Genomic DNA, 23691 nt, shown 5'->3' with positions numbered 1-23691 from the left:
GCGCACGATCAGGTCCCCCGAGATGCGATCCGGTAATGAAGATCTTCAGCGAAGGCCAATACGGCATCGGCCAACGCTTCCACTTCGGTCGTCGTCGCATACACGGCCTCGGTGCGTTCTTTGTTCTGGCCCGAGCGGTGAACGATGTCATGCCGTTTCAACGCGGCAATGGTGAGGCCATAGGTTTCGTGGTCTGGCATTTCGACATCGAGTAGCGCAGCAAGGAATGGCCAGTTGCTACGCCAGCGGTGCCACACCATGTCTTTCATGCCGTTGTGGATCCGCTGGCGCCGAAGTTCCAGCTCAACTTGCTCACCTCCGACCATATCCTTCAAGCGGCGATCCAGGGTGGCGCGAGCGGCGACCAGGCGCTCAACGCTGGCATCCTCATTCGCCAGCCACCACACCGCGGTTTCCCATAGATACGTTTCTAAGGCGGTAATCAGGGCGGCATAGACCAGGTTCCTAGCCTGGAACTTCGCGACCTCCGGCCCCTCCATTCCCAGCACGAGGCGCAGCTCCTCCAACCGCCTGCGCAAATCGCGCAGCGGACTGTCCGCTGTTTCAACCTCAACATCCCAGTCTTCTTCTGCCGTCAGACCGGTAGGCGCCAACTCGTCGCCTATCTCCTGGACGATATCGCTAGCTAACTCTTCGATCGTGTCGAAGTCTGCGATATCTTCAAAACGCTCCATCAGCACATCGTGCGGATGCCACGGCCCACCGCGAGTAAAGATGTAGCCCACATCCGAGCTGTGGGGTGTTTCCATTGCCGGGTCGCAATAGCGAGCAAGCAACCAGTGCCTCATGGCTGCCGCTTGCTGCTCGGGCTCTGCGTTGCGCAACCAGTCATCATCGATTTCACAAGTGGCGGGATCGCTAAACGCCTCCGCATCTACCTCTGGCAGCTCGTCGTCAAGGCCCATCATTCGTTTGGTCAGGCTCATGCGTTTTCCTCAACCCCCACGATGTAGCGGCTGTGCTTGGCCAGCATGACCTGGATCCTTTCGTGGAATAGGGCCTCATGGTCGCCAGCTTGGTCCTCGATGGCGTCGGCCTGCGCAGCGAACTCCACCCAGAAATCACCCGGGTCGGGATTGGCCGCGATCAAGTCCGGAAGGTGGGCCTCCAAGGTATCGAGCAAGGCAATCAGGTCATCGCGCGTCATGGTTCTATCTTGACATCGGCCCGCTCCCGGCGCGATAAATGGCCTTGCCGGCTCGGCTGAAGCCCCGGTGTTGTGCCTGCATAGCCAATAGGCTCCAGGTGCCTGCGCGTCCTCAGATACGAGGCGACGGGAAAAATCCCCTCGCCCTCTCCAGGACGCACCCATGGCCCAGCGCTATTCTTCCGCCCGTAATGCCGCCTTCCATCGTCAGGACGGCCGCTGCTTCTACTGCGACTTTCCCATGTGGCTAACCGACCGCGCCGGCTTCGCCTCAGCGCACGGACTGACCTTGCGCCAGGCATCGCGCCTACAAGCCACAGGGGAGCATCTTGTGGCCCAACAGGACGGCGGCCGGCACGGAGCGAATGTGGTCGCCGCCTGCCATCACTGCAATCAGGCGCGCCATCGCTTCCGTCCCGAGGCTGCCCCGGATCCTGACCGGTTCCGTGCCCGGGTTCAGTCGCGCGTGAAACAACGGCACTGGCATTCCCGCGACCTGTTCCACGCCCTGATCTAGTAGTTGGGCTAAGGGCTTCGGCTGGCCGATGCGTATATGCGAAGCGGCGCTGGATTTCGAAAGGGCGATGTTGCTCGGTGCCTGCTAACGAGCACAGACATAAGGATGGACGGTGAAGGCCAGTGAGCGGGTATCCGCGGCGATGGCTGCAGCATCGCCAAACGCTTGGTAGGAGATAGTGCCGCGCACCTGCTGGCCTGGCTCAATGAGCACTTCCCCGCATCCGCCTGGGCAATACGCGCTGCCGGTGGGCAACAGGCTTTTCGTGCCATTGGATGTCGTCAGCGTCGCGCCATCGAAACCGGGCGGCAAGCCTCCTTCTGCAGGCCACGCTTCCTTGGACAGGCACAACGGCTTATCTGACTTCGACGACAACATTAGATCGAAGCGCTGCTGCGCTGGGTTGTCGGTGATGGCCAAGGCGAACTCTGACTCCGGCGCCCATCGAATGGTAGCGGTCGTCGCACAACCGACGACGGCCAAGATCAGGCCTAAGGAAAGCAGCCGCAAGAGCATCAGACCCGAGCGGATGCCTTGTTCCTCAGGTGAGTTGCTAGCACCAGCAAGCCCAAAGCGACAAGCGCAATGCCGATACCAGGCAGGTCAATGGTGCGGCCGAGCAACGGTCGCGCATCGGACGCGAAAAAAAAGTGGGGAAAGAACAGTGCGAAGGCACCAACCAGTGCTACCGCAATCCGCGATGGGAAGAACGCCAAAAACAAGAGAATGGCGCCGATGCAGCCCGCATAGACCAAATACATGAAGCGCGCATCTTCGGCTGGCACATACCACATGTAGCGCATTTCAAACATGAAGTAGTGGATGGCAAGCGCGGCGAGCGCACTGACGATGAACAGGACCAAAGCCGTCTTTTTGGTCATGGCCGAAAAGCCTAGGCCGACTTCTTACACTCAAGGCTGTCAATTACGTTGGCATTCTGGATCTTAGTGGCGTTGTTCCCGACATGGCCATCAACGAGCTCGGTGTGGAAGGTAAGATTACAGACCTCTCCGACATCGGGAATGCGCTTTCCATCTTCAAAATACGGATAAAAGACCTCTAGCTCTGACCCAACCGCCTTTACCTTGAACTGGACATAGGTGCGGAGATAGCCGCTAAAGGGTGGAATGGCCGACCGTTCGACGATGACCGCTTGATCCAGCTTCTGGCTATGCTGCGTCGGTTTGGTTGAGGCACATGCAGACCCGATGCCGAGCACCAAAACCAGAAAAAAAAGCTTTGCGGTCATCAGGGCGTCCCGTTCTGATCCAGCAGGAAATTGTAGGACTTGATCGTAGTCCCGCTGGCATCCTGATACTGAACGCCGAAGTTGGAACCGGGAGTTGGCATGCCGGTTGAGGTTCGGCTGGAAGCGCCCATAACGGCACTTTCAGCGGTAAGGCCAGCGGCATGTGCGGCTGGAAAATTGGCCTGTGTCATGCCTCCGGCCTGCATTGCGGTCGTGTATTCGGTCAGGACATGAGTGAGGGCCGCTGCTCCCAAGTCATTGTTGGTTGCGGCGAAGTTCCCGATGTCGTCCACATCAACTTTGCCCGTTGCGTATGAGTCGATGAAAACATTGGGATCACTACTCACGGCCGTCAAGGCAATGGTCTGCGGCGCATTGATCGCGTTCGACAGCGCGGTGGCGGCACCCGGAGAACCCACCTTCGGATTGGTGGATTGAACGGTTAGGTTGCCTTGCTTGTCAGGCGCTACCGTAGTGCCGGTCAACTGCTGCGTCTGTGTGATGAACTTCTGCTGGTCAGCCGGCGTTCCCGCAAGCGATACAGCCCGGCCGTCTGGGTCTGTGTATTTGTATGGGTTGTTGTTGCCATAGTAGTAGCGGTTGAAATTGGTTCCGTTGTTCGGATTTGCCTGAACCGGATCGACGGAAACGAAGCGAGCCTCGGCCGTGCCGGCCGCGATCAACCCCAACAATCCAGACACCAGTAGTAGTTGTTTGCTCATAGCTTTCCGTCCCTTGTGCGTTTGGCTTTCTCGCGTGCGATCGAGGCGAGGTAGTTGTCCATATCTTCCTTGGACTGCGGCTGCCACCCCAATTTTTCTGCTTTGTCGAACCATTCGTGGTTGGCCAGCGCCAGCCGGTTGTATTCGGGCCGCTGCGCCGCCGGCATATCGGTGAGATTGGGAAACTTGTCTTTGAAACGTTGCTGGACTTGGATCCCGTAGGCATTGCCGACATAGAGCATGGCAATGACGTCCTTGGGGTTCACGGCCAGCACCGCGTGGGCCACTTCCATTAACGGCTCGGCCTGCTTCTTGGCATATAGGTCTTCCATCAACGAACTGGCCATCGCGCCAACAGATTGACGCGGAGTCAGGGGACGCAGATAGAGCTCATTCTTGATCGCCAGCGGCGTGATCTTGGTATCGTGCTCGTAAGCGCTGTCGAAAACATACTCGCCGCTGGTCGCCTCGACGTTGTGCCATTGCCCATCGTCATTGACGAACTTCACCAGCATGTGCGCGGGCGTCGTGGTCAATGTCACGATGAAGCCCAAGCGCTGCGACAGGATCGCCACCAGGATGGGCATGCTGACGCAGTTGCCCTTCTTCGTGCGCAGGTAATACGACAGGCGCTTGGTGCGCTTGTCCTCGCCCGTGGGGTCGTCCAAGTCGTAGGAGTAGACCTTATTTCCGTTCCAGGGGCCGGGCTGATAGAGGGTGCTGATCAGCACATCCATCTGAGCCTTGTGGTCCAGGCCCGCGGGTGTGCGGCTCTTGACTAGGGCCACCAGGCGGTCGATTTCTTTCAGCGAGCCGGCGACATCGGTAGATGGGTCAATCTGGCGGTCGATGGCCAGCTTCGCCTGGGCCAGATCGATCCGGTCCTCAGGCTGCGCCAGCAGGCGCTTGATCTCGGGAATAGGGCCAGTGCCCAGGGTGGCTGAAAACGCGGGCACGCACAGCACCGCCAGGCAAAAGCCCAGCATCCATGCTGCCGATCTAAAAGCGCGTTTCCCCACGAACCCCTCCCTGTCGCCCGACCACTGTAACGCCAACCCAGGCAGGCTGCCATCGGGTGCGAGAAGTGTGAAAAATGTCACACAAGAGCTGCCTAGCCCTCGGCTTCCGGTGGGGCCAGGACAAAGTCCAGATGGAGCCGCTTCAACAGTGCGCGGATCTCTTTGTTAGGCCTGCGCGTGCTGACCAGCACGGCTTCACCTAACGGTGCTCGGCGCAACGCAATCCGTTCGGCCCGGAGCACGGCCTTGTATTTGACGCACTGGTAGACGCCGCGCATGAGCTCGGCGTCGCTCGCATGGCTGGGCTTCACTTCGACGGCCAGATACTGCTTGCCATTGTCAAAGTAGGCATCAAGCCGGTCGCCCGAACTCAGCCAATGTTCGTTCTCACCCTGGCTGAAGGCACCGTAATCGTCGAACCAAGCCGGGTTCTTGCGCACCCAGTCTTTCAGGGCCTTGTGCTCCTTGCTCTCGGCCTCATAGGTGCGAGGCAGCTTCGGCAGTGGGATGGCATCACCTGGATCGTCAATGCCAGCACCGGGATCCAAGGTCTCGGCACCCAATGCAGTGGCCACCCGATCCCATCGTTGGCCGTAGTCGAACACGGCCTGCATGGCCGCATCCAGATAGGCCTTGCGGTTCTTGGCCATGCCGCGACCGGCATCGTCGAAAAAGTAATGAGCGACTTCATCCGCACCAACGCCTGGCAGACCTGTGGAAGCCTGGACGACGATGACGTTCAGCGGAGGGATCCGTTCGCCCCACTTGTCCCCAAGCGCCTTGAGGGCAAAGCCGACCGCGCCGACTGGCGGTCCATAAAGTGTTTTGCGCGCTTTTGGCTCCAGCCCGTAGTGCTCAAACAGCGCGTCGGACAATTCCGTGTAAGTGATCGGCCGGCCTTCCTTCGCCCTCTGGATCAGGATTGCGGGTAAGTAAGGCACGATCTCACTGCGCCATGGAGAGCGAGCGATTTCGTGCTGGTTCCAGTCGTAGGCCATGCGATCCCCCTTAGGTGCGCGGTGCTACATCGTCCCATAGCTCCGGGAAAATGAGGCGTAGCGCGTCGTCGAACCGATGCTCTTCCTCAAAGGCTGGATCCCCCGCAGCCATCCCTCTTTGCCAGGCGTCCATTTTCCAGGCCCACTTCCCCTTCTTGTCCATCGCCTCAATGTCCGCCAATCGTCCGTAATGGCGCAGGGCCGGAATGAAGATCCAGAGATAGCGTTTCTCGGCGTCATGAACATGATGCGCAGCCGGCCAGAACTGGGTGTATTCCCAGCCCACCGCACGGCCAAACTTTGCCAAGTAGATGCAGCGCATCAAGCTCTTGAAGTCCCAGTCTCCCCAGCCGGAAGGCAGGGGCGCTCCACGGTCGGCGAACAGCCTATCGAGCTCTCCCCATTGCCGATCCAGTTCCACAAGCTCGGGTCGCTGCCGGCCGTCGAAATGTTCAACAGCCAGCCAGAAGTCTTCAAAGCGCTGGGCCAAGGGCGGGCCTTCTATGTCGGCGCGTATTTCCGCCTCAAGCTTGTCGGTATCGACATAGAACGCTCGCTGGCGCTCCTGGTCCAGCGTGAGCTCGTCGAAGCGAACCAGCTTGCGGTGCTGCGTCCACACGATGCTGTCCTTGTGGCGCGCAGGCTGCGCCCAGCAGCACTCAAGCATGAGGGCGTCCGCTTCACGCGACGCGTCGCGCGTCGCCTCGTTCACGATGAACGCATTGCGGTTGTTCACCGCAAACACAACTTCCATCATGAGGCGGGCACTCTCGATCGAGAACTCACCGAACACCCAGAGCAAAAGACCACCCTGTTGACGATAGAAGACCTCACGCTCGGCCATGACCTTGCCGAAGGTCGTGGACAGTTGGACTTCAAAGGCAACATCGATCGTATCGCTGAAACGGGACCGAACATCGGGCCGTCGATAGTCTTTGCCTTCCTTCCCCTTCCAAGTCCCTTCGATGACAGGTAGAGAGAACGCCGGATCGAAACCTGCGCTTTCAGCGAGCAGGGTTTTCAGTCGAATGTGGCGCTTGCTCTCCCGCTGCCCGTGAAACTTGAGCGCGGTAATCTGCCCCATGGTGAGGCCACCCCTGGTTATCGCCGGGCAGTTGCCGTCCTCAATGAAGTGCTTAAAAAAGAAGTGCTCGGTGTCAGGGGTTGCGCACAAATACACGGCAGTGCCGCAGATGGCGCAAAGCACCTGACCTTCGCCGGTTGTCCGGGACAAATGCAGCTCGTGTTTGAGCCGCAGGACCGCGGTGCGGTCATGCCCTACAAGCTCCAGCGCAGACATGGGCTTGCCAGTCTCATCCTCGATCAGCTGGGTGATGGCCGGCGACGGATGAAGCAGAGAGGTCATGCTGGGTATCCGCTAAAGATAGAGCCAGCCTGACCGGTAGGCGTCTCCCAACATGAGACGCCCCTGGAACACGGCTATGGCTTCATACATTCCTTAGCCGCCTCCTCCACGCTTGAAACATGGATGGCAGTAGGCGAGCCCGCCTTCATCTTCCAGACGGTATAGCCACCCTTGATAGGCTTCCCACCGATCGCGGTCTGCTTCCCTTCCGTGATGAAGCGCGTCAACAGTTTGGTGGTGCCGTTGTCCTGGATATCAAACAGCTTGCGGGCGACCGCATCCGTCAGCAGGTGCCCACCTTTGGTATCCAGGCAATAGACAAACTTGCCCTTCCACGCCAGGAAGTCAGGGGAGAACGAGGCGCTATCGCCTTCGGAAAGCAACGGGATGCGGAAGCCGCCATTGCTGGGGTTTCGATGCCAGGTGTTGCCTAGCTTGTCCAGGGCGTTGGCAAACAGCTGCTCAAACTTGTTGAAGCCGCTGTAGCGCTCATACAGGCCATTCGTGAAAACCTGCGCCTTCTTGGGGACCCGGAGTGCCGGGAACACATAGGGTTTGGCTGTCTCGTAAACCAAGGATGTGCGCTGGTAGTAAGTCGCAACGATGTCGCGCGCCAGCACTTCAGCCCATGTCTGGGCATTGCTGTTGGCTTCGACCCGGATGTCGAACTTGGACGCCTGGAGATTGACCACGGCCTTGGCGCCACGGGATCGGGAACGAATGGCATTGTCAACGAGCCACCGAAGCCGCACGCGATTGGAGTGTCCGCTGGTTTGCCAGTCGCCGCCGCCATTCTTGGCCAGGTCAGAGATATCCACCACCTCTGATTTTTTGTGCGCCTGCCCAAGGGCGTCAGGATCAGCTTCCTTGATAGTCGGGAACTTGGACACAAGGTCCGCGATGGCATCAACCGCATCGTCGGCGTCAGCTTTCACCTCATGCAGCAGGACAGACACGTCATCCTTGGGCTCGATCTCCTCTGAGCCGCCATCGCTACCGGCATAGTTTTGAACAATCTCGATGCTGGTCCCGGCCTCTTGCAGCTTGGCCCGAACAGCATCGACTGCCTCGGTAAACACATTTTTCTTGTCAACGCGCAGGAAAAAATGGGCGCTATTGAGAATGGGCGCATCGTAGTGCTTGGCGTCATATTGGCGAAGCACCCGGCCGATGATCTGCTCCACCTTGATCTGCGAGCCCATGCTCTTGTCGATGTAGCCCAAGTAGCAGCCCGGATCATCCCAACCCTCCTGAAGGCCTTGGTTGAAGATGATGTGCTGGAAGTCGCCGGCCTGAAAATTGTCAAAGTCGCTCTCGCCCTTGGAGAACAGGTTGACGGCTTCAGGCTTGTTGCCTTCCACGAACTTGAGGTCGGCATAGATGGCGATCTTGGCCGGATCGACCTTCTTTTCTTCCACCAGGTAGCGCCAGATACGGATCGGCGGCGCGTTGCGGTGTTCAAAGGGCTTTGAGTGATCGTCCTTATCCCCGTCATCGGTGATATTGGTTTTGCACACATAGATCGCCTTGGGCACAAAACCCAAGGCCCGTGCCTGGATCTCATGCTCGATCAGCTGCAGGCGCTCATACAGCTCGTCCAGGCACCGCTCCATAGGGGCTGTGCTGCCGTCGAACTGGATGGCGGTCTTGATCAGCTCGGCCTTAACCACGGCCTCGCTGTCCACCAAAGTGATCGCGAAAGCGTCCGCGTCAGGGGCACCTTCCTTGTTCAAGGCAGCAAGCTTCTCGAATGCCTCGCCCGCAGTGTCATCCTCTGCCGCGTCGTCCACCCACGTTTTAAGCGGCCGGAGCACCTTCTCATTGAACTGAACCGGCAGCTTCATGGTCGCGCTGGCCAACAGGTAGGCTTCTGGCTCCAACTCGGCCAGGATCGCTGTTTGCTGATCGGACAGGTTGTGCCCCTCGTCATACACAATGATCAAGGGCCGACGCACACCATCTGCGTCGCGTTCGATCAAACGCTCCCATGGCGACTTCTCGCCGAATAGGTCCTGATCCTTCTTGTAGATGTTTAGCGCGCCATCGGCCTGTTCCTTGTTATTGAACAGGCCCGTGGTGGCCATCACGATCAATGGGGTGGAACCATCTGCGATGACCACCGGCTCAAGCTGGCCCGCCCGGATAACCCGGAAGCCCTCGACGATGCCGGAATACTTCCCGCCGCTGGAGAAGTTGTTGTAGGTCTGCTGGACCACAGACTTGGCCTTCGACATCCAGAAGATGATCGGCTCTGCGCTCATGTGCATGCGCATGAGCGCCACAGCTTCGGCCAGCACGGGCGTCTTGCCGGCACCCGTAATCGCTGACAGCGCCTGGTAATACGGTCTCGGCAACTTGCCCTTGAAGGTCGGGCGATAAGGGTGGTGCGCGAAAAAGGCGTAGCGATTGGCTATCTGCGTTGCGGCCTTTATCTGGAAAGGTTTGAGCTCAAGCTGCATCCGTGCCGCCCTCATTGTTGTAGGCGTCGGCCCTGGCATTGAAGCCGATGTGCTCCAGCACCTTGTCCGGGATCTGATAGAACTCGATGTCCGTGCCCGTGTAGGGCGCCAGCGCGGCGTAGACGTGGTATCGACCCAACAAACCGTTAGCCTCGGCCTCTTTCACGATCTCTTTGTAAACAGTTCTGGTTAACGAGGATGGCGTTTCGGGGGCGGTCCAGACAAGAAAAAACCCTTCATTCCGGCTGTTCACCGCGAAGAGGTGTTTGTGCTCACCCGCCGGGAGCCTGCGCAAATACGACTTGGCCTTGTCGTTGCGATCCCAATAACTGGACAGCAGCAAGTCCATCATTTCTTCGCGGGCCAACGCATTCACAGCGCTGGCATCGACCTTCTCACGCTTCAAGGTAAGGAAGCGGAAGCCCCCACCCGAAGGATCCCGTTTGCCGGACTTCCAGTTGCCGGTAATAACTCGCTTCAAGCGATCGGCAGTGAGTGTCTTCGCGTAGTGGTCTCCCTTCTCGTCATTGCCCTGCTCAATAAGGATGAACCTGCGGTGCGCATCCTGCTCATTATTGAGCTCAAGAACAGCCTGCCCGGTTGTGCCAGACCCTGCGAAGGGATCCAGGACGATGCCGTCCCGCCGGCACCAGATCTGGATGATCTTCTTGATGAGCTTCAGTGGCTTGACCGTTTCAAAGTTATGGCCTTTCCCGACAACGGCATCAAGCTCTTCGACACCATCCCTTGAACGGCCACTCATCGTCCGCAGCCAAGAAACAGCATCCACTGGAAGCGGCGCCTCATCATCGTCAAGCCAGAAAGTGGTGGGGACGCTGCCTTGCCTCACGAGGCTCTTGTAGACCTTGCGAACAGGCTTCTGCTGACCGTCAACGCCCCAGTAAAGGTATGGCCAATTGAGCTGCGCAAGTCGCTTTTCGGCGATGTCCTTAGACCGCTTGAGCAGCTTGTCTTTCTGCGCCTTGGTCGCAGCACCCCAACCTTTAATGGACAGCGCTTTGCCTCGACCATCCCCAATGTCCAGGTCCTCGTATTCAACGCCCCACTCTTCGAGCCATTTTTTCATCTTGGCCCGCTTATTGGCCCAGTGCCTCTCACCCGGATCATGGAACACACCGGTAAATGGCGACTGGATCGCATAGTCGGCAAGCTTGCTCGATCCCTTACCCGTGAGATCGCCCTGCTTCCAATCCGACAGCGTGTCGTTGTCGGTGTTGCCAAACCGCGCGTCGGCGAGCGTTGACCTTCCAACCAGACCCGTCTTGGCGATGTCCGCCGATTTGGCATAGACAAGGACATACTCAGTCGTCAGCGACAGCTTCGACGACTGGTTCTTCGGGGTTGTCTTCTGCCAGTTGATGATGCCGATGCGATTTTCCTCGTGGAAAATCTCATCCATCAGCATGCCAAGCCGGTAAAGCTCTCGGTGGTCGATGCAGATCGCAATCACGCCACCTGGCTTCAGCATTTCCCGCATCATCCAAAGCCGCGGGGTCATGAAGCGAAGCCACTTGCTGTGGCGCGAGCCATCATCTTTGGCAACAAGGTCGCCAAGATCAGGGTCGTTGGGATCCTTGTCCCACTTATCGTTGTAGCGGAAGTCTTCGCCCGTGTTGTAGGGCGGATCGGTCAGCACCAGGTCAACCTGGCCGCGATACTTGTAGAGCGTGATCATGGCGGACAGGTTTTCACCGTCCCACAGCTCGTTAGCGACCTCTTCCTCCGCGGACCCGACGGACGCGCGCTTATTGATTTCGCACATCTTGGGCTTGACCTGGCGGACGATCTGCCACGGCGCCGTGCGGCCCGTGTAGCTCATCACGATGCCGTCCTTGCCGGCGTCAGCACGCTCAGCGTCCTGCTCCATCAGCAGCCGGATCAACGCGGCCCTCGGCATCTCTTCGTATTTCATCCGCTCGCCTATCTCGTTCCAGCGGCACACGGCCGCAAAAAATGGCCCATTGGGGCCAAAGTCATTCCTCGGGACGGCCAGCCGCAGGCGCGACCGGTCGGTGAGCCACCGTAGTCGTCCGCCGTCTCACCGATTGCGCCGCCTCGACCGCCCTAAGGGGTAGCGTGTCAGACCATCGCTGGAAAGGCACTACCCGTCAGTCGATTGTTGCAAAAACATGCCTAATCAGCAACTTGCACCAGCAAGTATGCAGGCAAAAGCAACACTGCGCCGGCAGTGATTGCCGAAGGCTGGGTTAGACCCAGCCCCTGGCGGCCATGGAGACCGGTTCGCGCGCACCGCCGACCACGAAGTGGTCGAGCAGCCGGATATCGACGAGCGCCAGGCTTTGCTTGAGCCGGGCTGTAAGGGCGCGGTCGCTGGCCGATGGTTCGGGTTCCCCACTCGGATGCTGATGTCCGAGTATGCAAGCTGCCGCATTGAGCTCCAAGGCGCGCTTCAAAACGACGCGAGTGTGGACCTCACAGCCGTCGATGGTGCCGTGGAACAGATCCTCGATGGCAATCACTCGATGCCGGGTATCGAGAAAGATCACCGTAAAGACTTCGCTCTCGATGTGTGCCAGCCGCGCCTTGAGAAGTCGGCCGGCGGCTTGTGGGTCGGACAGGGCATCGCCCCGCTGGAACCTCCGGGTCAGGATCTCTTCGGCAGCCCGCAGGATCTCTTCTTCAGTGGTCGTCGGGGTCAGGTTGTAGTGGCCCAGGATGTCTCGTGCGCAGCCCATTGTTTCTCTCCATCCGCGCCGTTGTGGCGCTCGTGGGAGACGGGTGCTCGGTCGATGAGGCGGTGCCGCACCGAAGGCCGCAACGCAGTGGAGGAGCCCACGGGCTTGCGGTAGCGACAGGCCGAGCCAGAGTGCCCATGAAGAGCGCCAGGCACGGATGAAGGGATGGGGAAAGCAGGAGTGGGCAGTGCCTACCCCAACTGAAGAACTGCGGCGGTTATATCCGCAACTCGTCCAGCCAACTCGACATACTGCCGCTGGCTTCGGCTTCAAGCGGCACATCGAACACGGTGATCTCGAATTCCGGCATCAGCCCATCGCTGGGGAAGAACACGGAACCTGCTTCGGTGAGGAACCACTCGCCTTGAAGCGCGTCGCAATGCGTGCAGTGGTTGGCTAGATACACGGCGTCTGCGGTTCGGGAGAACCCGGGCTTCATCCAGGGCGCAAACGCCCTCACCTGCTCTGACGCTGCCGCGTTCAAGGTTGCGATGTTCTGGAGCATCATCCGGGCGGAGCCTGCGCTCCAGTCGCCATACTCTGGATCCTGTTCTTCGTAGGCATCGAGCACCAAGGCTGAGACCTTGGTGGGCGCATGACATTTCCAGCAACCCGTGTGCGCGGTGATCAGGGCAAAGTCTGGCGCCCTGACATTGGGCAACTCCGGTTCGGCCAAGCGTTCTGGCACTACTGGAACCGGCGCTGGCGCCTGCGGGCTCATCCAGCGGGCGAAGGGTTCCAGATCCCGGGCATCCGTCCACCAGCAACGCTTCTCCGGATCCCAGCGTGCGCCGAGTATCTTGGCTTCTTCCTTCTGCTCGAAGGGAACGAAAAGATCAGTGCGGGCCATAGGCGTGCGTCCTTTTGCTCATGATAGTGCGCACTTGCCGGCGTTGTCGTGCCGGAGCCTTACGCACCAGGTCCAGGCATACCTGGCTTTTGAGAACGGACCAGCACAAGCGCTGCGGCGACATGCCGCGGGGCATTAAGGCCAAGGCGCGAAGTTCGCGATGGGTCGGAATCCTGCTCACTGGCGCGTGCTCCAGGCCACGCGCACCGTGGGTGAACGCAGATCGATGGCCGCAAAGTAGGTCTCGGCCGATCGCTTGGCGGCCCAGCATTCGGAACTCATCTCGACATGCGCGTAGTCGGCGGGGTTGGTCCAAAAGCCACCCCACCGCAACCCGTCGCGCGTGGCCAGTTCGCCCAGCTTGAAATAAGCCGCGCGCGTTCTGTCATTGGACATGTCCCACGACGGCACACCATTCACCATGAAGGCACTATCCAGTGCCAGGCCGTATTGATGACAGCTGCGCATGGCGCCAACCGTCGTGACCCCCAAGCCACTGGCCAACAGCGCATCCTGGCGTTCCGGGGAGCGAAAGCCCTCGGTCGGAATGAACTCGTAGCCGTAGACGGTTCGCAGTTCTTCATAGATGGCCTCCATGCGATCACGCAGTGTGGGATCCAAATAGCCGATGCGCGCCAGATGCTTCATGCGCAATGCCAAGGTGCTTTCTGACACGAGAATGGCCCGGCGACGCTGGTCATCGATGCGCGCCTGGGCCTGGATTTGCTTGGCATTCTCTTCGTGCGGCCAGACAGCAGTCTCGCAGGCGAAGGGATCGGCATGGAAAATGGATTTGATGCTGTGATTGCCAAGCCCGGGCTCAAAGCTGGCAAAGATCAGCGTCGAAGCGCTCGGGAGTTCGTTGGCCTGTGCGGTTTCAGCCAACGCAAGCAGCGCGATGATGAGTAAACAAGAAGGTTTCATGGGTGGCGGTCTCCAATAGTCCTACCTCCATACGAGCACCACCGAACGGTTTGTCAAGCGTGCAGCCCGAAAGAAGCCGGACATTCGCGAGGCTTGCACTGCTGATCACGATTTCATTTCGACTAGAGCCTCATGCCGCGGCTGCGCACAGGCTGGGTCGCGGCCAATGCCTTGGCGAGCGTGTTGTTGTCGTAGAGGTCGGGAAGCCGATCACGAAGGGGGGCAGTGTTGGTTTCCAGCTGCTGCTGTAGCCGCTCGGCGATGGCTCGCTCAACCTCGGCCCGACGCTCTGGCCGACGAAACCGATCCAGGACCGTTTTGCCATCGCGGTCCTGGATTGTGCAATCCAATCCAAGCTGGACCAAGCTGGCTACCTGACTGGTCATGCCAGCCCGGGCAAGGCCGAAGGCTCCGCTTTCTCCGGTGCCCAGATGTCGCGCATTGATCAGTTCGGGCGACTGGGTATAGGTGAAGTTGCCCTGGGCGATGGACAAGCGAGCAACGCAATCGCCCTCGAATGTGGGGCGCAAGGGATCGGCTCCTATGGCGATGTAATGTTTCTCGGCGCGGCGATCTTCTTGTTGGACGGCGACATAGAGGCCCGCGTCCTTTTCGAGGCCGAGCTCAGCCAATACGTCTTGGTCGTAGCACGGGATACCGTGGCGCCTGCTGTCCCGATTCAAAGCCTGGTAGCCCCAGTCCCAGTCCTTGATATCCAGGGCTTCGGCAGCCCCGGGGTCCATCGGCGCGATGAACTGGCCGACCCGATTGCGGTTGTGATCCGTGTCGTCCATGAACATGCCGACCTGGATGTGGACATGATCGAGGCCCGACCAATGATCAGGCCACAGAACAATCATGGAATACCCGTCTTCGACGTGGACATGAACTGTCTTGCCGTCCAGCGCCCTTAGCGGGGCGGCCTGATAGCGATTGGTATCGGTCTTCGCCCAACGCGGCAAGCTGGAGGCATCGAACTTGTCGATCGTGAAATTGCCGCCCATGGCAATGATGTCGCGCCGGCTAATGGGCTCCATGATCAAAGCCTCGCCGCTTGGCGGAACGGTTCCAGTGCTGGCGCTGTTGCCTGGTCCATGACCTTCGCGTGCCAGTGACATTCCTGTTCGCGATACCACTCCTTGACCTTCGGCGGCACAGTGCACATGTAGTGCCGTGTCGCCTTTTCGTATGTGGCGCCGTTGTCCAACAGCAGACCTAGGATGTCGCCCAAGTCCCGCTCGTATTGCTCACGGCTCCGCATCCCATTGAACTCGATCCCGTTATCGAGCAGCAGCTCAGCACGAAGCAGAACATTGGAAAGCGGCGTGCTGCCATAACTGTCGAGAGCATTTGGATCCGCGCCATTCGCCAGCAGAGCGAGGCATTCTTCCAGCCATGCTTGGCGAACAGCTCGGTGGAGGGGTGTCTCGTCCCAAGAGCCGTAGTCGTCAATCATTTCTGGCTCCCTGGCAACTCGGCCTCGCCGTCGTCATCCCAACCATGGTGCCAGCTCATTTGAAGGCCTCTGGCACGTCCTCGTCGCTGACTGGCGTTGCATTAGCCGCCGCCGTCTCCAGCACCGCCTCAACAGCCTTCACCGCGGCGGACTTCATCGCGGCGGCATTCTCCGCGGCTTCCTTCGCTTCGGTCGCCTTCTTCTCTTGCTTTGCCGCTGTCGCCATCATTGCCTCAACGGCCCTCAATGCAGCGGCCTTCACTGCCGCCGCTTTCTCAGCGTCTGTCTTCGTTTCCTTCTCTTGCTCTGCAGCAGCTTCCTTCGTCGCAGCTTTTTCCGCACCCTTTACCTGGGACATACTGGTCATCAACCGGCCAGGCTTGATGTCAGACACCGACAGTTGGACATAGCGCTCGCGCTTGCCGTTGATCGTCATCTGCTCGCCTGCCGTGTCCAGCTTGTCATTGCGGAACCGCTCCGCGATGCGCTTCCAGAACGCATTGGCCGCACTGGCCTGACGGCCGCCAGATTGGACATGCTCGCGATAGTGATCGTAGATGGCCTGCTTGCTGGTCCAGACAGTTGCCGAGTAGCTAGGTTCGGCATCCTCCGCCCATGCTGCGACGGTATCGCTCTCAACACGCTGTGCGTGGGTGATGCTCTGGATGGCCGCCGGCATTTCGTTATCCGACAGGAACCGGCCACGCCGGGTCAGGCGTGCTCCGCCGATCAGCAGCCAATCGATGACCTGGATCATCTCAGCCGGATTGCCTGTGATCAGCTTTTCCAGGCCGATGATCTTGCTTGCCTTGTCCACGCGGTTAAGGAACGGCAGCGTGATCACTTTGCGCCACCAGCCATGCTCGTGCTCAGGCATGACAGGATGGTGGTTCGACGCCATGAACCAGGCCGCTTCCGGAATAAAAGTGAACTGGTCCCGGCCCTTGAACTCGCCAGGCACCGCGTCTCGCGACACCAAGGCCTTGAGCAGGCCCTGGATATCAGCCGACAGCACCTTGGGCATCTCAGACACCAACGCCAGCTTCTTGCCGATCAGCTGATTGGTGCCGAACTCGTTCTTGACCAGACGATTGAGAAGCACCGCCGCCGTCGCGTTGGGAGCCAGCGACCGCAGGATGTGGAGCATGACCGACTTGCCGTTCTCGCCCTCGCCATACATCCACACAGCTTTTTCGTAGCCCTGCGACAGCAAGGCCATGGAAAATGCCTCCTGGGCGACCTCATAGACGCCAGGATCCGTGAATGTGCTGCTCAGATAAGTGTGCCAAAAGCTGCCATCCTTCGGCTCCAACGGCTTATAGATGCCATCCTTGCCAACCCGGCTCCAATCCAGGTCGGCCTGGATGCAGTGGGTCTGGCCAAACATGCGGTCGGGCTTGACCGCACGGATCACCCCCTGCTTGTCGATGAGCAGATACGCGTTGCGCAGAGGCACGACATCGATGGTCTGCTCTCGTTCCGGCAGCGTCAGCCGCGAATTGATCAGCAAGCTGCGGAGAACACCGATGCACGATGGCGCCTTGGCCTTGGAGACGGAGCTAGCGCAGTTCTTCATCAGCCACGAAGTCGCAATCCCTTCCAGGTCGCTCTCATTCATGGCTTGCCAGCGCGTGCCTTCCTCATCGTCCACCCACTGATAGAAGGTCGTATCCGGCGTCCCATACTTGCCCTCGCGCCGACCAAGGCGAAACGGGCATCCGTCCTTGAGCATCGCGCGAACAAAGCGCACCTCGGGCGTGGGCTTCTTCTCCTTCTTTGGCGGATCTTCGCTTGCGGGTGCCTGGGCTTGCTGCTGTCCTGCTTCCGGCTGGGACGGCTGGCTTGTGCTCTCTTCGCTTTGCGCTGCGGCGGAGCCCTCAGCATTTTCGACACCGGTGCTCGCCTCTTCGCCGTCCTGGACATCATCAGTGGTAGCCGAACGATCCTGCGTAGCAGGAAAGTTCAGGACAGTGCCATCCCCGACGCGCTCGCGTTTTCCCGCCCACGTGGGCCGTGTTTGCATTTGATTAGGGATGTCTTTGGACTGGAAGCTCATGAAACTCTCCGAAGCTGAAATGAAATTGGATTGGCGGCGACTAGCGTCGTGCCTGGCGCTTGTCTTCGATCAGGCTGTCCAACAAGTCGCCCAGAACGACGGCCCGAGAACACCCACGCCGCAAGCTCTCCGCATCCAGAGCCGCTAGTTGCGACTGGGTGAAACCAACCTTGATGCGCTTGTCCCGGCGAACGCGCCGACTGCGCGACAGGGGGAACTCGATGACATTGCTCATAGTTAGATCCAGTGATGTTTTGAGTGGGGTCAACTTGACCCCGCCACTTCATCGAAAGGCAACCGGCCGTTTTGTCAAGCAAATGCGGCGAAAAAAGAGTTGCAACCAGCGCCGCGAGCCAAATGCACGGGTTCCTGCACGAGTTTTTGGAAGCCCGTGCACTAACCTGTGCAGCTGCAAATGGTTGATCCATATCCTCTTTCTCTCTCATTGCACGAGTGCACGGGTTTAACAGCTCTAATCCCATAGAAGCTTTGTTTGGAAACGGGGAAACATCAGGATCTGCGCTGGACATGGCAGCGAAAAGCACGTCCAGCGCGAGTTGATGCCCGTGCAGAAAACCCGTGCAGCTCCGATTAGTTCTTGCAAGCTCTTGAAGCAACATGGCTTTCTTCTCCGATAAGGCTGCACGGGCTCCATCGCCGACCCGTGCAACGCTAGTGAAGGACCGATTGGATGAAGAGCGAATGGCCATCGAACCCAGAAGTATCCGAGCGCATGTCGCGCATGCTGCAAAGGACAACTTCGTTGCCGCCACAGAAGGACAGCTGGAGCACCAGATTGCGGTCGTGGGGGTCGGAGAACAGGGGAAAGTAGGAGCAGGCATCAAGCTCACGATGGCAGCGCTCGCGGAACCTGTCGCAAAGCTGGTCGGTAAAGTCTTTGCGAGAGACGCCGATGCCATCAGCGGCCGCACCGATGGCTGGCTCCGTGCCGAAGGCATACATAACGACATAGTTGGTTGAGAGGGTGGCCTGCTGTTGGCGTCGCTGATTGGCACGCTTGGCGCGGTTCTGACTTTTGCTCATAGCTGGCTCCAGTTCTCGGCGGGATGCCGAGTTCATGGAACGAGAAGCTACGCACCCATCACCTAGCCCAGCCGGAGCAAAACTTCGGACAACTGCGGCATCTGGCGACTGTTGCGCCCAACTTGGGACATCTGCGGACAAAAAAATGGAGCCGATGGCTCCATTTGTTCAGTGTCTGTTTTGCCTGCCGCCTAGATATCGCGTGTTCTAGGTTTCCCAGTGGCCGGCGGCGTCCTCTCTTCAAGCTCAAGTGTCTGCAAGTTGCCGTCCACTTGCGCCATCGCCTGCCGCATTGCCGCATCCAACTCATCGCGGAAGGGCTTCATCGCGCCCGATGTTGCCCATGGCTCGGCCAAGGCATCTAGCAGCGTTGCCACCATGAGGTCGCTGTCCATCAGATCGTCAATGGACTGGCAATCCAAGGCATTGCCCACGATCAGGCCCATGTCGTCGGATTGCCAAGGTTGAACCTGGGTTGAGAAGGCAAAACCGCCTGCGCGCATTCTCGTGGAAACGAACTGGTCGAGGTCCGATTTGCGGTATTTGAATGGCTGCGTGGATTTGACCTCCATGACGACCGGCTCCAGGTAGGGAGGCCCCATCCCCTTTACGGCCCTCCAGCGAGCCAGTGTCTTTGTCGAAACATCCAGCACGATCGCGGCCATGCTCGCATTGAGTAATGCGCCGCTCGGTAAGTTATCCAGGTGCTCGCGCAGCTCTGCCAGCTTGCGCTGGCGTGCTGACTTACTCGTGTCCTCAAGCATTTCGTCTGCCATGGCCCCTGCCCTCGCTTCCAGGCAACGGTAGCAAAGCCGTGGCCACGATGGGAGCCGTTTCCAACATGGCTCGCTCAATCCGCTCCATGGCGTCCACCACTCGGTGTTCTTCGGCCTTGGTATAGCGCTCGGTGGGGTCTGACAATGACTTGTGGTTCAGCAAACGCTTGACGATGGCGTAGCTGGTGATCGCTTCGGCCACACCGCCAAAAGTTCTCCGTAGGTCATGCGTGCGCAACTGCTCCAGGGTGGCGGACTTGCGCAGACCGGTCAGGATCGCCTTGCTGTCCAGGTAGTGGCCTTGGACCGCACGACTTGATCGGGCCGGGAACACCCACTTCTGCTGGTGCTTGGGCACCGGGATCTTTGCCTCGTTGCGGCGCTGCGTCAGGATTTCCAGCGCGGCCGGCCCCAGCGGGAGTGTGAGGCTGGAATGATTCTTGGTGTAGTGAATGTAGACCTGCTTCTTCTTGTCGATATCCACCCAGGAACTAGTCCGCGCTTCGACGGAACTGATCCGATCGAACCACTTCAACGGCGCAGCCTCACCCCGCCTCGTTCCCCAGAGCAGGGTCAGCAGGAGGTAGTCACAAGCGGTCTGGTAGTTGGCCACCTGACGCTTCGCCCACAGCGCATTGAGGAACTTCCCCAGCGTGCCGTCTGTAATCGACAAGGGGTTCCGGGCCGCGCTTGCCTTGTAAGCATTCTCCAGGGCGGCCCTATCGCGATAGCGCTCGTGGGTCTTCAGCGCGTCGAAGGGGTTGTGCACCATCGACGGCGCCCGGCCCTCCTGCGCCGCGGCCACGGCATCCTCCTTGATAACGAAGGCTGCCGAAACGGTAGCCCAGCGAAAGGTCTGCTCCGTTGCGGTCCGGATGCCCTGCACTGGTGTCTTTGAAACGACCTTTCGCTTGGCCGGTTTCTTGGGGTTCTTGCCCTTGCCTAGGTTTGGGTGAGGCGGACGGGGCGACTTGGCCAGGTTGTCGAACGCCTTGACCACTTCCTTGTCGCGGATCTCGCCCAGTGGCCGATGGAGCAGCTTCACGCCATCCCGATCGAGCCGGCGGGCAGCCAGGTCGAAGTTCTTCAGGCTACTGGCTTTGGCCGGTCGCTGACGGTTGACCAGGTGGTTCCTGTAGATGGCAAAGGCCTCGGCCACGGTGGTCGTAGCAGCCGTGGTCCGCTCCCGCTCTGCCTTGGCCACCAGGTTGGGATTTCGCCCGGTGTCCTCGATCTTGAGCGCAAGTTCCCGGGCCCGGCGCCGGGCGGCGTCCAGGCTGTCGAAGTCGTTGACGTCCCCGACCTTGACCTTGAGGACCTTTTTGCCCACCCGGCGCTGCAGGACAAAGGTCAGCTTCTTGCCGACCTTGACCCCAAATCCGGTTGGCGCGTCCTGGTCCGCATCAAGGATGATGTAGGGGGCGAATGGCGGACCCGCCGGTCGGCCGTCCTTGTCTTTCTCAAACTCAGCTCTCGGCTTCCATTCCATCTGCCCGTTAGGCTTGAAAACAGGCTTGAAAGCAACGGAAAGTCGATCCTTGATTAGCGTTTGAGTGAGCTTGATTTTCACGATGTAGCCCAGCTTCTGTGGCCCTGGACTGCACCATACCGGATCGGGCTACAACTGAGCTACACCGAACTGTCCAAAGTCGGGATAAGATGGGATCAGATGTCCCAAGTTGCCCGGCCTGCTTTGAGGTTAAATAGTTGATAAAGAAAGAAAAACAGAACGAAAGCGGGGGCTTGGAAAACCATACACCGCTAATGAAGCAGTTCTTCGCCGCCAAGTCCGGCTACCCGGACCTGCTGCTGTTCTTCCGCATGGGCGACTTCTACGAGCTGTTCTACGACGACGCCCGCAAGGCGGCGCGGCTGCTCGATATCACCCTGACCCAGCGCGGCAGTTCCGGCGGTGCGCCGATTCCGATGGCCGGCGTGCCGGTGCACGCTTATGAAGGCTATCTGGCGCGGCTGGTGGCGCTGGGCGAGTCGGTGGCGATCTGCGAGCAGATTGGCGACCCGGCGCTGGCCAAGGGCCTGGTCGAACGCAAGGTGGTGCGCATCGTCACCCCCGGCACGGTCACCGACGAGGCGTTGCTGGATGAGCGCCGCGATACGCTGCTGATGGCGCTCTCGCGCGGCAAGCACGGCTACGGGCTGGCCTGGGCGGATCTGGCGGGTGGCCGTTTCCTGGTCAACGAAGTCGACAGCGACGACGCGCTGGAAGCCGAACTGGCGCGGCTGGAGCCGGCCGAGCTGCTGGTCCCGGACGAAGAGAACTGGCCGGAATTCCTCAAGCACCGCAACGGCATCCGCCGCCGTGCACCGTGGCTGTTCGATCCCGACAGCGGCCGCCGCCAGCTGCTCGCCTTCTTCAAGCTGCACGATCTGACCGGCTTCGGCATCGATGACAAGCCGCGTGCCACCGCCGCGGCCGGCGCGCTGCTCGGCTATGTCGAAGAAACCCAGAAGCAGCGCCTGCCGCATCTCACCGCGATTGCCACTGAAACCGCCAGCGAAGCCATTTCCATGAACGCGGCCACGCGCCGCCATCTGGAGCTGGACACGCGCGTCGATGGCGATACCCGCAATACCCTGCTCGGCGTGCTCGACACCACGGTCACCCCGATGGGTGGGCGCCTGCTGCGCCGCTGGCTGCACCGGCCGCTGCGGCTGCGCGACGTGCTGGTGCAGCGCCATGACGCGGTGGCCACACTGATCGACCGCGGCGCCGACAGCGACGTGCGCGAAGCCTTCCGCGCACTCGGCGACCTGGAGCGTATCCTCACCCGGGTGGCACTGCGCTCGGCGCGTCCGCGCGACTTCTCCACCCTGCGCGATGGCCTGGGCCTGCTGCCGGAGGTGCGTGCGGTGTTGGCGCCGCTGGATTCGCCGCGCCTGGTTGCGCTGCACGACGCACTGGGCTCGCACGACGAATGCGCGCACCTGCTGGCCAGCGCGATCGCTCCGACCCCGCCGATGAAACTCAGCGACGGCGGCGTGATCGCCGAAGGCTTCGATACCGAGCTCGACGAGCTGCGCCGGCTGTCCACCCACGCCGACCAGTTCCTGATCGATCTGGAACAGCGCGAGCGCGCCAGCAGCGGCATCGCCACGCTGAAAGTCGGCTACAACCGTGTGCATGGCTATTACATCGAAATCAGCAAGGGCCAGGCCGACAAGGCGCCGGTGCATTACACCCGTCGCCAGACGCTGACCAATGCCGAGCGTTACATCACCGAAGAGCTGAAGTCGTTCGAGGACAAGGTGCTGTCGGCGCGCGAGCGCTCGCTGTCGCGCGAGAAGCTGCTGTACGAACAACTGCTCGACACCCTCGCCGACCAGCTGGAACCACTCAAGCAGTGCGCCGCCGCGCTCAGCGAGCTGGACGTGCTGGCCGGTTTCGCCGAACGCGCGCAGGCGCTGGACTGGGCCCGCCCGGAGCTGGAAACCACCGCCTGCCTGCGCATCGAGCGCGGCCGCCATCCGGTGGTTGAAGCGGTGCGTGAGCAGCCCTTCGAGCCCAACGACCTGGACCTGCATCCGGACCGCCGCATGCTGGTGATCACCGGCCCGAACATGGGCGGTAAATCCACCTACATGCGCCAGAACGCGCTGATCGTGCTGCTGGCCCACATCGGCAGCTTCGTGCCGGCCAGCCGTGCGGTGATCGGCCCGATCGACCGCATCCTGACCCGCATCGGCGCCGGCGACGACCTGGCGCGCGGGCAGTCCACCTTCATGGTCGAGATGTCCGAGACCAGCTACATCCTGCACCACGCCAGCGCGCACTCGCTGGTGCTGATGGACGAGATCGGCCGTGGCACGTCCACTTACGACGGCCTGGCCCTGGCCGACGCCGTAGCCCGCCACCTGGCCTACAGCAACCGCTGCTACACGCTGTTTGCCACGCACTACTTCGAACTGACCGCGCTGGCCGACGAGCAGCACGAGGGCGGCCCCAGCGGCATCGCCAACGTGCACCTGGACGCGGTGGAACATACCGACCGCAATGGCGGCGAAGCGCTGGTGTTCATGCACGCGGTCAAGGACGGCCCGGCCAACCGCAGCTTCGGCCTGCAGGTGGCCGCATTGGCCGGCCTGCCCAAGGCCACCGTGGCCCAGGCCCGGCGCCGCCTGGCCGAGCTGGAGCAGCGCGGTGGCGACACCCAATCCGCCATCGTCGCGCCACAGGCGCTGGATGCCCCGCAGCAGTTCGGGCTGTTCAGTGCGCCCAACAGCAAGGCGCTGGACGCGCTGGCGGCAGTGGACCCGGACGAACTGACCCCGAAGCAGGCGCTGGAGGCGCTGTACCGGTTGAAGGCACTGATCTGAGGGGTGCCGGCCGGCGGCCGGCACTACCGCGCATG

Annotated in this window: 23 protein-coding genes; 2 read left to right on the top strand and 21 right to left on the bottom strand. The window is 60.3% G+C overall.

From position 1 onward, the window contains the following. Positions 1 to 8: 8 nt before the first annotated feature. Complete coding sequence (locus tag AC3IPM_RS05940; protein ID WP_489303036.1) at positions 9 to 947, bottom strand: hypothetical protein; 939 nt, start codon at positions 945 to 947, stop codon at positions 9 to 11. Next, positions 944 to 1168 (bottom strand): hypothetical protein, encoded by a 225-nt coding sequence (locus AC3IPM_RS05935; RefSeq protein ID WP_489303035.1) that lies wholly within the window; start codon positions 1166 to 1168, stop codon positions 944 to 946. Before AC3IPM_RS05935 ends, AC3IPM_RS05940 begins: the two co-directional genes overlap by 4 nt. 163 nt (positions 1169 to 1331) lie before the next feature. On the opposite strand from AC3IPM_RS05935, the gene AC3IPM_RS05930 reads away from it, so the two are divergent. Further along, on the top strand, positions 1332 to 1685 hold the full coding sequence (locus AC3IPM_RS05930) for an HNH endonuclease (protein WP_489303034.1): 354 nt from the start codon (positions 1332 to 1334) through the stop codon (positions 1683 to 1685). Between the two features lie 84 nt (positions 1686 to 1769). Here the strand turns inward: AC3IPM_RS05930 and AC3IPM_RS05925 are convergent, their stop codons facing one another. From AC3IPM_RS05925 to AC3IPM_RS05835, 19 genes are all read right to left on the bottom strand, one after another. After that, positions 1770 to 2105, bottom strand: coding sequence for a hypothetical protein (locus AC3IPM_RS05925; protein ID WP_489303033.1), 336 nt, complete (start codon positions 2103 to 2105; stop codon positions 1770 to 1772). Between the two features lie 95 nt (positions 2106 to 2200). After that, on the bottom strand, positions 2201 to 2566 hold the full coding sequence (locus AC3IPM_RS05920) for a hypothetical protein (RefSeq protein WP_489303032.1): 366 nt from the start codon (positions 2564 to 2566) through the stop codon (positions 2201 to 2203). An 11-nt stretch (positions 2567 to 2577) separates the two neighbouring features. Further along, a complete protein-coding gene (locus AC3IPM_RS05915; protein WP_489303030.1) occupies positions 2578 to 2934 on the bottom strand; it encodes a hypothetical protein in 357 nt (118 codons plus the stop codon). After that, positions 2934 to 3656: an RHS repeat-associated core domain-containing protein gene (locus AC3IPM_RS05910; RefSeq protein ID WP_489303029.1), complete on the bottom strand. Its 723-nt coding sequence runs from the start codon at positions 3654 to 3656 to the stop codon at positions 2934 to 2936. The genes AC3IPM_RS05915 and AC3IPM_RS05910 overlap by 1 nt, the downstream gene beginning before the upstream one ends. Continuing rightward, complete coding sequence (locus tag AC3IPM_RS05905; RefSeq protein ID WP_489303028.1) at positions 3653 to 4756, bottom strand: transglutaminase family protein; 1104 nt, start codon at positions 4754 to 4756, stop codon at positions 3653 to 3655. Before AC3IPM_RS05905 ends, AC3IPM_RS05910 begins: the two co-directional genes overlap by 4 nt. A gap of 11 nt (positions 4757 to 4767) precedes the next feature. Further along, positions 4768 to 5673 (bottom strand): hypothetical protein, encoded by a 906-nt coding sequence (locus AC3IPM_RS05900; RefSeq protein WP_489303026.1) that lies wholly within the window; start codon positions 5671 to 5673, stop codon positions 4768 to 4770. A 10-nt stretch (positions 5674 to 5683) separates the two neighbouring features. Then, positions 5684 to 7039 (bottom strand): DUF6035 family protein, encoded by a 1356-nt coding sequence (locus tag AC3IPM_RS05895; RefSeq protein ID WP_489303025.1) that lies wholly within the window; start codon positions 7037 to 7039, stop codon positions 5684 to 5686. 74 nt (positions 7040 to 7113) lie between these two features. Continuing rightward, positions 7114 to 9498, bottom strand: a complete 2385-nt coding sequence (locus tag AC3IPM_RS05890) for a DEAD/DEAH box helicase family protein (protein ID WP_489303024.1) — start codon at positions 9496 to 9498, stop codon at positions 7114 to 7116. Further along, positions 9488 to 11431 carry a site-specific DNA-methyltransferase gene (locus AC3IPM_RS05885; RefSeq protein ID WP_489303022.1) on the bottom strand — a complete coding sequence of 648 codons (1944 nt, stop codon included), beginning with the start codon at positions 11429 to 11431 and terminating at the stop codon, positions 9488 to 9490. Before AC3IPM_RS05885 ends, AC3IPM_RS05890 begins: the two co-directional genes overlap by 11 nt. A 295-nt stretch (positions 11432 to 11726) precedes the next feature. Beyond that, entirely contained in the window at positions 11727 to 12215 is a 489-nt protein-coding gene (locus AC3IPM_RS05880) for a JAB domain-containing protein (protein ID WP_489303021.1), read from the bottom strand. A gap of 217 nt (positions 12216 to 12432) precedes the next feature. After that, positions 12433 to 13065, bottom strand: a complete 633-nt coding sequence (locus AC3IPM_RS05875; RefSeq protein WP_489303019.1) for a DUF5710 domain-containing protein — start codon at positions 13063 to 13065, stop codon at positions 12433 to 12435. Positions 13066 to 13242: 177 nt separating this feature from the next. Continuing rightward, positions 13243 to 13989: a M15 family metallopeptidase gene (locus tag AC3IPM_RS05870; protein ID WP_489303018.1), complete on the bottom strand. Its 747-nt coding sequence runs from the start codon at positions 13987 to 13989 to the stop codon at positions 13243 to 13245. A gap of 122 nt (positions 13990 to 14111) precedes the next feature. Beyond that, positions 14112 to 15026, bottom strand: coding sequence for a hypothetical protein (locus AC3IPM_RS05865; protein WP_489303017.1), 915 nt, complete (start codon positions 15024 to 15026; stop codon positions 14112 to 14114). 2 nt (positions 15027 to 15028) lie between these two features. Beyond that, the gene (locus AC3IPM_RS05860; RefSeq protein WP_489303016.1) at positions 15029 to 15445 is read right to left on the bottom strand and encodes an ankyrin repeat domain-containing protein; all 417 of its coding nucleotides are present in this window, start codon (positions 15443 to 15445) and stop codon (positions 15029 to 15031) included. 55 nt (positions 15446 to 15500) lie between these two features. Next, positions 15501 to 17501, bottom strand: a complete 2001-nt coding sequence (locus AC3IPM_RS05855) for a phage/plasmid primase, P4 family (protein ID WP_489303015.1) — start codon at positions 17499 to 17501, stop codon at positions 15501 to 15503. Between the two features lie 40 nt (positions 17502 to 17541). Continuing rightward, a complete protein-coding gene (locus AC3IPM_RS05850; RefSeq protein ID WP_489303014.1) occupies positions 17542 to 17736 on the bottom strand; it encodes a hypothetical protein in 195 nt (64 codons plus the stop codon). Positions 17737 to 18173: 437 nt separating this feature from the next. Next, positions 18174 to 18545, bottom strand: coding sequence for a hypothetical protein (locus AC3IPM_RS05845; protein WP_489303013.1), 372 nt, complete (start codon positions 18543 to 18545; stop codon positions 18174 to 18176). Between the two features lie 191 nt (positions 18546 to 18736). After that, on the bottom strand, positions 18737 to 19321 hold the full coding sequence (locus tag AC3IPM_RS05840; RefSeq protein ID WP_489303012.1) for a hypothetical protein: 585 nt from the start codon (positions 19319 to 19321) through the stop codon (positions 18737 to 18739). Beyond that, positions 19302 to 20891: a tyrosine-type recombinase/integrase gene (locus tag AC3IPM_RS05835; RefSeq protein ID WP_489303011.1), complete on the bottom strand. Its 1590-nt coding sequence runs from the start codon at positions 20889 to 20891 to the stop codon at positions 19302 to 19304. Before AC3IPM_RS05835 ends, AC3IPM_RS05840 begins: the two co-directional genes overlap by 20 nt. 194 nt (positions 20892 to 21085) lie before the next feature. Here AC3IPM_RS05835 and mutS point away from each other — a divergent pair, with 194 nt between their 5' ends. Continuing rightward, positions 21086 to 23656: a DNA mismatch repair protein MutS gene (mutS, locus tag AC3IPM_RS05830; protein WP_489303010.1), complete on the top strand. Its 2571-nt coding sequence runs from the start codon at positions 21086 to 21088 to the stop codon at positions 23654 to 23656. Positions 23657 to 23691: the final 35 nt, after the last annotated feature.

The sequence above is a fragment of the Stenotrophomonas sp. GL_111 genome, from assembly GCF_057835245.1.
Note: the sequence above shows the minus strand (reverse complement) of the source record. Positions and strands in the feature narration are given on the sequence as shown.

Coding starts and splice junctions, on each gene's coding strand:
- AC3IPM_RS05940 (WP_489303036.1), bottom strand. CDS start 947: ATGAGCCTGACCAAACGAATGATGGGCCTTGACGACGAGCTGCCAGAG.
- AC3IPM_RS05935 (WP_489303035.1), bottom strand. CDS start 1,168: ATGACGCGCGATGACCTGATTGCCTTGCTCGATACCTTGGAGGCCCAC.
- AC3IPM_RS05930 (WP_489303034.1), top strand. CDS start 1,332: ATGGCCCAGCGCTATTCTTCCGCCCGTAATGCCGCCTTCCATCGTCAG.
- AC3IPM_RS05920 (WP_489303032.1), bottom strand. CDS start 2,566: ATGACCAAAAAGACGGCTTTGGTCCTGTTCATCGTCAGTGCGCTCGCC.
- AC3IPM_RS05915 (WP_489303030.1), bottom strand. CDS start 2,934: ATGACCGCAAAGCTTTTTTTTCTGGTTTTGGTGCTCGGCATCGGGTCT.
- AC3IPM_RS05910 (WP_489303029.1), bottom strand. CDS start 3,656: ATGAGCAAACAACTACTACTGGTGTCTGGATTGTTGGGGTTGATCGCG.
- AC3IPM_RS05900 (WP_489303026.1), bottom strand. CDS start 5,673: ATGGCCTACGACTGGAACCAGCACGAAATCGCTCGCTCTCCATGGCGC.
- AC3IPM_RS05895 (WP_489303025.1), bottom strand. CDS start 7,039: ATGACCTCTCTGCTTCATCCGTCGCCGGCCATCACCCAGCTGATCGAG.
- AC3IPM_RS05890 (WP_489303024.1), bottom strand. CDS start 9,498: ATGCAGCTTGAGCTCAAACCTTTCCAGATAAAGGCCGCAACGCAGATA.
- AC3IPM_RS05885 (WP_489303022.1), bottom strand. CDS start 11,431: ATGAAATACGAAGAGATGCCGAGGGCCGCGTTGATCCGGCTGCTGATG.
- AC3IPM_RS05880 (WP_489303021.1), bottom strand. CDS start 12,215: ATGGGCTGCGCACGAGACATCCTGGGCCACTACAACCTGACCCCGACG.
- AC3IPM_RS05875 (WP_489303019.1), bottom strand. CDS start 13,065: ATGGCCCGCACTGATCTTTTCGTTCCCTTCGAGCAGAAGGAAGAAGCC.
- AC3IPM_RS05870 (WP_489303018.1), bottom strand. CDS start 13,989: ATGAAACCTTCTTGTTTACTCATCATCGCGCTGCTTGCGTTGGCTGAA.
- AC3IPM_RS05865 (WP_489303017.1), bottom strand. CDS start 15,026: ATGGAGCCCATTAGCCGGCGCGACATCATTGCCATGGGCGGCAATTTC.
- AC3IPM_RS05860 (WP_489303016.1), bottom strand. CDS start 15,445: ATGATTGACGACTACGGCTCTTGGGACGAGACACCCCTCCACCGAGCT.
- AC3IPM_RS05855 (WP_489303015.1), bottom strand. CDS start 17,501: ATGAGCTTCCAGTCCAAAGACATCCCTAATCAAATGCAAACACGGCCC.
- AC3IPM_RS05850 (WP_489303014.1), bottom strand. CDS start 17,736: ATGAGCAATGTCATCGAGTTCCCCCTGTCGCGCAGTCGGCGCGTTCGC.
- AC3IPM_RS05845 (WP_489303013.1), bottom strand. CDS start 18,545: ATGAGCAAAAGTCAGAACCGCGCCAAGCGTGCCAATCAGCGACGCCAA.
- AC3IPM_RS05840 (WP_489303012.1), bottom strand. CDS start 19,321: ATGGCAGACGAAATGCTTGAGGACACGAGTAAGTCAGCACGCCAGCGC.
- mutS (WP_489303010.1), top strand. CDS start 21,086: ATGAAGCAGTTCTTCGCCGCCAAGTCCGGCTACCCGGACCTGCTGCTG.